General features: G+C 41.8%; 8 protein-coding genes. 4 read left to right on the forward strand and 4 right to left on the reverse strand.

All coding sequences use genetic code 11. From position 1 onward, the window contains the following. Together BKE30_RS16110 and BKE30_RS15210 are read left to right on the forward strand one after the other, a co-directional pair. On the forward strand, nucleotides 1-681 hold a 681-nt coding region (locus BKE30_RS16110), incomplete at its 5' end, for a hypothetical protein (protein ID WP_158073211.1). 7 nt (nucleotides 682-688) lie between these two features. Continuing rightward, entirely contained in the window at nucleotides 689-928 is a 240-nt protein-coding gene (locus BKE30_RS15210) for a hypothetical protein (protein ID WP_076879406.1), read from the forward strand. Nucleotides 929-1,148: 220 nt separating this feature from the next. On the opposite strand, the gene BKE30_RS15215 is transcribed toward BKE30_RS15210, so the two are convergent. Continuing rightward, on the reverse strand, nucleotides 1,149-2,462 hold the full coding sequence (locus BKE30_RS15215; RefSeq protein ID WP_076879407.1) for a type II toxin-antitoxin system HipA family toxin: 1,314 nt from the start codon (nucleotides 2,460-2,462) through the stop codon (nucleotides 1,149-1,151). Beyond that, complete coding sequence (locus BKE30_RS15220; RefSeq protein ID WP_076879408.1) at nucleotides 2,452-2,745, reverse strand: helix-turn-helix domain-containing protein; 294 nt, start codon at nucleotides 2,743-2,745, stop codon at nucleotides 2,452-2,454. The genes BKE30_RS15215 and BKE30_RS15220 overlap by 11 nt, the downstream gene beginning before the upstream one ends. A 253-nt stretch (nucleotides 2,746-2,998) precedes the next feature. Between BKE30_RS15220 and BKE30_RS15225 the strand changes: the two genes are divergently transcribed. Next, a complete protein-coding gene (locus BKE30_RS15225) occupies nucleotides 2,999-3,880 on the forward strand; it encodes an Imm49 family immunity protein (RefSeq protein WP_076879409.1) in 882 nt (293 codons plus the stop codon). Here the strand turns inward: BKE30_RS15225 and BKE30_RS15230 are convergent. After that, nucleotides 3,873-4,502 carry a replication initiation protein gene (locus tag BKE30_RS15230; RefSeq protein ID WP_076879410.1) on the reverse strand — a complete coding sequence of 210 codons (630 nt, stop codon included), beginning with the start codon at nucleotides 4,500-4,502 and terminating at the stop codon, nucleotides 3,873-3,875. The two genes, BKE30_RS15225 and BKE30_RS15230, sit on opposite strands and share 8 nt — an antisense overlap. A gap of 113 nt (nucleotides 4,503-4,615) precedes the next feature. Here BKE30_RS15230 and BKE30_RS15235 point away from each other — a divergent pair, with 113 nt between their 5' ends. Beyond that, entirely contained in the window at nucleotides 4,616-4,963 is a 348-nt protein-coding gene (locus BKE30_RS15235; RefSeq protein WP_143253813.1) for a hypothetical protein, read from the forward strand. 213 nt (nucleotides 4,964-5,176) lie between these two features. Here BKE30_RS15235 and BKE30_RS16115 read toward each other — a convergent pair. Then, nucleotides 5,177-6,101 (reverse strand): hypothetical protein (locus BKE30_RS16115; protein WP_158073212.1); only part of this gene is annotated, 925 nt, incomplete at its 5' end.

Genomic DNA, 6,101 nt, shown 5'->3' on the forward strand with positions numbered 1-6,101 from the left:
CAGCAAAGTTCTAATCATCAAAGTCTCATAGCTGCCTTAAGCCCGACGGATGAGCAGCATCGACCCCGGGAAGGCTATGCGGTATTACAGGTGTATGAGCAGGATCAGCTGCAAAGTGAAATAAAGATTTTTCAGCATCGAAAGGCGGTAACGCATCCTGATCCTCAAGGACAAGCGCTCTCCGTTTTACAGGCGGTGTCAGCAGAAGAAACGCTAGAGTATTATTTTAATGGCCTTGTGACCAAGACTAATACGGAATTTGATATCTTACGTGACATTGCCCGGATCATCTTGAATATTTTCTGTGGCCATCCGGTTAGTGCATCACAATTTTCAAGTCAGGCCACTGATTATCTAGCCTCTTTACGTCAGCTGTATCGACGTTTTAAAGGCCAGCAACTCACGGTGCGCTTAATTGCTGTTCGTACCATCTTGTTTGGCCCTTATAAGATCCGTAGCTTGCTGGCCAGTAATCCCCAGAAAGGCCCTTTAAAACTTTATCAGAATAACCAGTTTTTACCCACTGTCTTGGTGATTCAGCGGCATGCCGATTCTGGCCGGGCTTTTGGGGTATTTGCGTTGCCTGCTGAACAGGCTTCAACGTTTAAGCCTTGCACCTTGTCCGCATTGCCTATAGATATGGCACAATACACGTATCGGCATCTGATTGCAGAGGAGTAGGTTCGCCATGACAGATCAGGCAGAAAATGAGAAAACCAAACGTACCGACGCCCAGCGCAATGCTGAGTTACGGCATGAACAACACCGGATTCATTTTAAGATCAGTGCTAACCTAAAAACCAATCCTACGTATGCTCGTAAATTTCAGCGCTATCAGGAAGCTAATCTACTGGGAACATTATTGAAAGAAGCATTGCTCAATGCGCCGGAGAATCCTGAAGACTTTGTCCCGTCTAAATTTAAGTGATCTTCTTAAATAGTAGTATAAATTTAAAGACCTTAGCTTATTTGCCTAGAATTTAATCATTTTGGGTTTTAAATTGAACAGCATGAGTGTTGGAAACAAAAGCCTGATGAGTTACTTAAAGAACTATGCACACTCATTAGTAAGTTTTTACCTTTTATAATCTAGTGCCTTTAAGTTTTAAAGTGCTTCCAAAGTGTGAACAAGGGAATTGACTTTATAGTCAAACAATCAGCTGCTTATTCTGTTGCCAAACCACATCCAATTGTTTGCCAATTAGTTGCGTGGTTTGCCTGCTAATTTCCAGTGATTTTGCAACGTCTTTAAAAGAGGCGATAGCCTCTACCACATCCTTAATTACTTGCTGCGCCTGCTGCCAATTTTTAAAGCCTGCATGATTTGCCAACTGCTGCACTGCTTTTAACGAAGGTTGCTTGCCAAACCCTGCAAACGCTGTAGCATGTTCGCCGAATGGATGTAAACTAAAGGTCACATCGTAACAAGGAGTAGGTTGCCATGCGCCCTTATCGTCCTGTAAAAATGCCCAGTTTTTGCTGTGGTCATCTTGGTTACAGGCAAATAAATTAAACATTGCACGCCTGAATTGGAGTTGGCCCACCGAAGGCGATTGGCACAACATACGACTGGCCTTAATTAATTCTGCGTAATCAAGGCTGGGACTACGAAAATCAGCATCCAGTAAACCACACGCACTCAGCACATGATAGCGGCCTGCATGGTAATGAATATGGGCATTGTGCTTAATTCTGCTTGCTAGATTTACCCAGTCAAACCGCTTCACAGCCAACCAACGCCTAACACCACTTTGTGATGGTGCATCCAGTAATTGCCATTCTACAGGTTGCAATTGGGCTTTTGCCGCCAGTGTTAGGTATGCCGCTTCACATAAGCCTTCTTCATGTCCGAGTGGCAAATGCGCTGAAGTAAATTTAATCAGCCAAGCATCATCATTAGCTTGTGCTATGGTTCGGCAGTGCTCAGGATGATTGGGTGAAAAATAAATCTGTGCTTTGGGTCGCGCACCGCCAGAGCTACCCGCAGTAACCAGCGCAGTCAACACCTGATCTGTTTGCCCATCAAATAGTGCCTGTGCTTGCAGTCCAAGGGTGGCTAGATCAACCTCTTCATGCACGATGGGAATGGGATAAACAGGGTCAAAACTTAAGGCTCCTAAGGCAGAGTGCCCCACAAATGCCAATCGATCCATTAAAGTGAGTTGCGACGGCAAAATTCCCTGTTGTCGAAATACGCGATCCTGTAATAACAGTCCCCAGCCATCGGGCAGGCTATCAGCAAAAACCCCATGTAGCCCGCCATGCGGATTTTTGGGTCCTAATTGTAATTCAAGCGTTGCATCCAACTGAAATGGTGAGGCGTTGCCATATTTCTTAATATAGCCTGCATCATACTGGAAAAACACGCCTTGCCTGTTTTGTGCCAGCGTTCCTAATGTGATTTGTGCCCCAGTACTCAGGGTTCGTGTAATATTTAATTTTTGAACAGGATTAAAACCCATTGTTTAACACCTCCTCAATTGTCGTGGGTAATTGAATAGAGGGGGGTTGCTGCAAGGTTAAACTATATAAGCGTTGTAAATCATCCACGCTTTGCCATAGTAATAAAAGCTGTCGAAAAGAGATTTGCCCAGTGAGTTCAAATTTCTTAAGTGTTGCCATCGGCACTGTGCTGCGTTCCGCCAAAGCCTCACGTGATAATTTAAGCTGCTTGCGGCGTAGACGGATGTATTGTGCATAGGCTTGTTGTACCTCATGCTCATCTAATAGGTTGAGTTTTCTCATGATTAACTATAATGGATATTATGGTATCCATTATAGTTAAATTTAAGAATAAATGGCTACCATATTATCCTTTATTGGGAATGGATTTTTGTGCGATGTAGTTACAATGGAAAAATGTTTGATACTTATCCACGTACTCTGTTTCAATTAAACTGAATAATAAGCGCTGGCTGCATTATTAGCGATATAGAAAATTTGATATTAAAATTAATGCAAGTGTATTTTGATGCCCAATAATGAGTGAGTATATTCAATGACAAAAAGTACGTTTAATTATGAGTCAAGCCTACAGCGTGGTTTAGAACATGTTAGTGGTCATGCTCAAGCCATTGATGATCTAGCAGAAAACATAGAGTATTTTATTGAAAAAAAAGGAAATTATATCTTTTGTTTAAAAATGATAAAAGCTTATACAGAGGCAAACTGCATGATGTCATGGTTTAGGGATCATGATTTACTTGCATTTAAACAATGGGCTTATATGGCTGCAAAACTGAATCGCATGGTGATTCAATATAAACCTTATGATTGGTTTCCTGCTTATGAGCATTTATATGCGCTGTTATCCGATAATGAAGCCATTATTTCCTGGTATAAACAGCACCGCTTACCTTATTTGATTGAAAGTGAAATTAAGGATCGGGATAACCCGAAACAGCCTGCATTTCATGGTTATCAGGCGCTTCTGGCTTTAAATGGACAATGGGATGAGTTACGCCAGCGTTGTGAGCAAATCCTGTCTATGGAAATTAAGAAAGACCGAAAATATCTGATTGATCACCAGTTTTATCTAGCTTTGGCCAATGGCGATAAAACGGGTATGGAGGGGGTATTGACTGAACTGACCAGCCCTAAAATTGCTAAGGTTCGTAACATTGAACAAGCCTTTGGTTTTACCGAAAATTTTATTGCAACACATGCGGTGATCTATGCCAAAATTGCCTGGCGTTGGGGTTACCAATTAGAAATAGATACCCCTTGGATACCTAAAGATTGGTTACCTATTCAAGCTTTGGATAATTATCCGGAACCTTGGGAATTTTTAAAGGAATTTGATTTATTTACTCCATTTGAAGGTGAATGGAAAGAATGGTCACCCAGGCATGAGTTGATCAGTAGGCTAGTTATTAACTAAACTGTAAAGTAGCAATAGGCTGCGCCTGGGTGGGATAGCTCATGGTTAAACCGGGGAAAAACTGTTTTTTTAGTTCACGCAGGGCAGGCTGCAAAATAAACTGCTTGAGATTATCCAATCGGTGATAAGAGCTTAAATGTTCAATCTGAAACATGGCTAAAATTTCCGGAAGATTAAACTGCTGCATCTTTGCGCTAGGCTCAATGTATAAATATAAAATCTTGGCCATTGGTGTTTTTAAACGAGCCAGATTTTCCGTCAGTCTGCTATCAAAGGCATGCTGAATTGCAGTCAGGTGTCCCTGTAAGACGCTACTTAATCCAATACGCAACGTTAACTGATCTAGGCTGAGCTGATGGTGGCTGAAGCAAAAAAATTTAATAAAATGCGGATGCAGGCGAGTGGCACTAAAAAATAGCGGTTTGGTGGCTAGGGAGTCAATCACTGGCCAGAGTTGGTAAGTTGCCGCAAAATGGTTAGTCAGATTAACCATCAATTCAGCCGTCGAGAGAATAATCTGCGGTTGCAAGGCATGCGGGTGAATAACCAGCTTATGAATCAGTGCCTGTTCAGCAGAAGAGAGCTGTGACAGTGCCAGACAGATTTCATGCTCAATCTTCATCGTTGATCAATCATCAAAGGGGAGGGCAGTTCAGATCAGCTTAGCATACAATATGGATAATCCTGTTTGAATCGTCCCAACACTGACTAATCCTTATGCTTGAAAATCCCTTAATGCAAGAACAGATCCATAAACGGTTTTCCAAGCTTCGGCCGTTTGAGCAGCAGTTGCTTAAAGTGATTATTCAAAAAGCCAGTACTCAAAATCAGCTGACGGCTTTCTGGGTAGACCTATCCTTCACCACGGTACACCAGCTGATGGGATCACATTATCCTGAAGCACTGGCCGAGCAGCAGATTGTAAAATCTTTAGAGGCCTTATTGTTTGCCCGGGGCTATTTTCATGCGATTGATCATGCCAGTCTGGAATATCAATTTATTGTGGGCTACAAGATATATCCAGACTTCTCAATCCGGGTTTATCTTAATTCACTGATTCAACCTTATCTGGTGCAATTATAGAGACTAATAATTACTTCTCTCCTAAATATATGGGAACACCATAAGATAGATAAGATTCAACCACACCCTTCCATACTACATCTATTCATTAACCCGCTTTATTTATCGTCAACGATATTTATCAATCGTTATCGATAAAGTAGGGTGAAAGGTAATGGTTGAGTAGGCATTAAGAAGGGTGATGGTCGGTATATTTATGGTGTTCCCATATATTTAGGTACTGCTTTGCCCATCAAGCCACCTTAATACCTTTTCATCATTCTGTGCTAATTGCCTAATAGATTGATAAAAGGATCTGACTTTAAAATGCGTTTGGTAAAAACCTTCATTCACTGCCGCTGCTAAAAAATGTGGGTTCATGAGTTCCGGATACTGTACGGTGAGCTGAGCTAATAGATTCATTTGATAGGCTTTAACTATAAGCTTTGCCATTTCATTTTTAGGAATAGTGGCCAGATTACCCTGGGCTTTTTCAAGTCTCTCAAAAATATCAGTCTTTGTGGTTTGCCGGTAAAGCTCCATCTCCTCAATCTTACGCATCATTTGCATTTTTGCAGGCATGGTCTGCTTTATGGACAATAAGGTAGCGACTTCTATTCGCCAACGGCTACTTTCAAGTGATTCGCTAAACAAACCTTTCCAAAGACGCTTTTTTGCAGAATCAGAGAGTAAGGGAACTAGTTCGGTTAAAATAGACTTGGCAGTTTGACTGGGTGTCATAAAAAACTGGCTTGCCGGCGAGCGTATTAATTCATAAATGATTCTAACAGTGTGCTGATAATGCTCACGCTGGTTGTAGTTTCCCTGCATGATTTTTGCCTGTTGCAGCAACTGCGCTATATCACTGATTACGATGGGGATAGGGTCAGTAAAGACGGTTGCATAGGCCTGATAAAGCCTAGTGAGTGATTTATATTGTTCAAGCAGGGCCAAAAGCCTGGCCTGTACATCATGGAAATTAACATAATGGGGCTGACAAGAAGCACAGATTCTGGGTTTTCTGCTGGGACTCGCATCTAGTACCTGCCAGTAATGCAATGTGGTATCTGGCTGTTCATTGAGTAAGGTATCAGCAGATAATTCCACCCAGCGGTTAATACCTGATTTTTTGATAGAATCGACCCGATGTGAGTGATAT

Origin of the sequence: Alkanindiges hydrocarboniclasticus, assembly GCF_001982605.1 — a bacterium.
Lineage (GTDB): Bacteria > Pseudomonadota > Gammaproteobacteria > Pseudomonadales > Moraxellaceae > Alkanindiges > Alkanindiges hydrocarboniclasticus.

What these genes read in the sequence shown, in the direction of transcription:
- BKE30_RS15210 (WP_076879406.1), top strand. Translation starts at nt 689, where the DNA reads ATGACAGATCAGGCAGAAAATGAGAAAACCAAACGTACCGACGCCCAG.
- BKE30_RS15215 (WP_076879407.1), bottom strand. Translation starts at nt 2,462, where the DNA reads ATGGGTTTTAATCCTGTTCAAAAATTAAATATTACACGAACCCTGAGT.
- BKE30_RS15220 (WP_076879408.1), bottom strand. Translation starts at nt 2,745, where the DNA reads ATGAGAAAACTCAACCTATTAGATGAGCATGAGGTACAACAAGCCTAT.
- BKE30_RS15225 (WP_076879409.1), top strand. Translation starts at nt 2,999, where the DNA reads ATGACAAAAAGTACGTTTAATTATGAGTCAAGCCTACAGCGTGGTTTA.
- BKE30_RS15230 (WP_076879410.1), bottom strand. Translation starts at nt 4,502, where the DNA reads ATGAAGATTGAGCATGAAATCTGTCTGGCACTGTCACAGCTCTCTTCT.
- BKE30_RS15235 (WP_143253813.1), top strand. Translation starts at nt 4,616, where the DNA reads ATGCAAGAACAGATCCATAAACGGTTTTCCAAGCTTCGGCCGTTTGAG.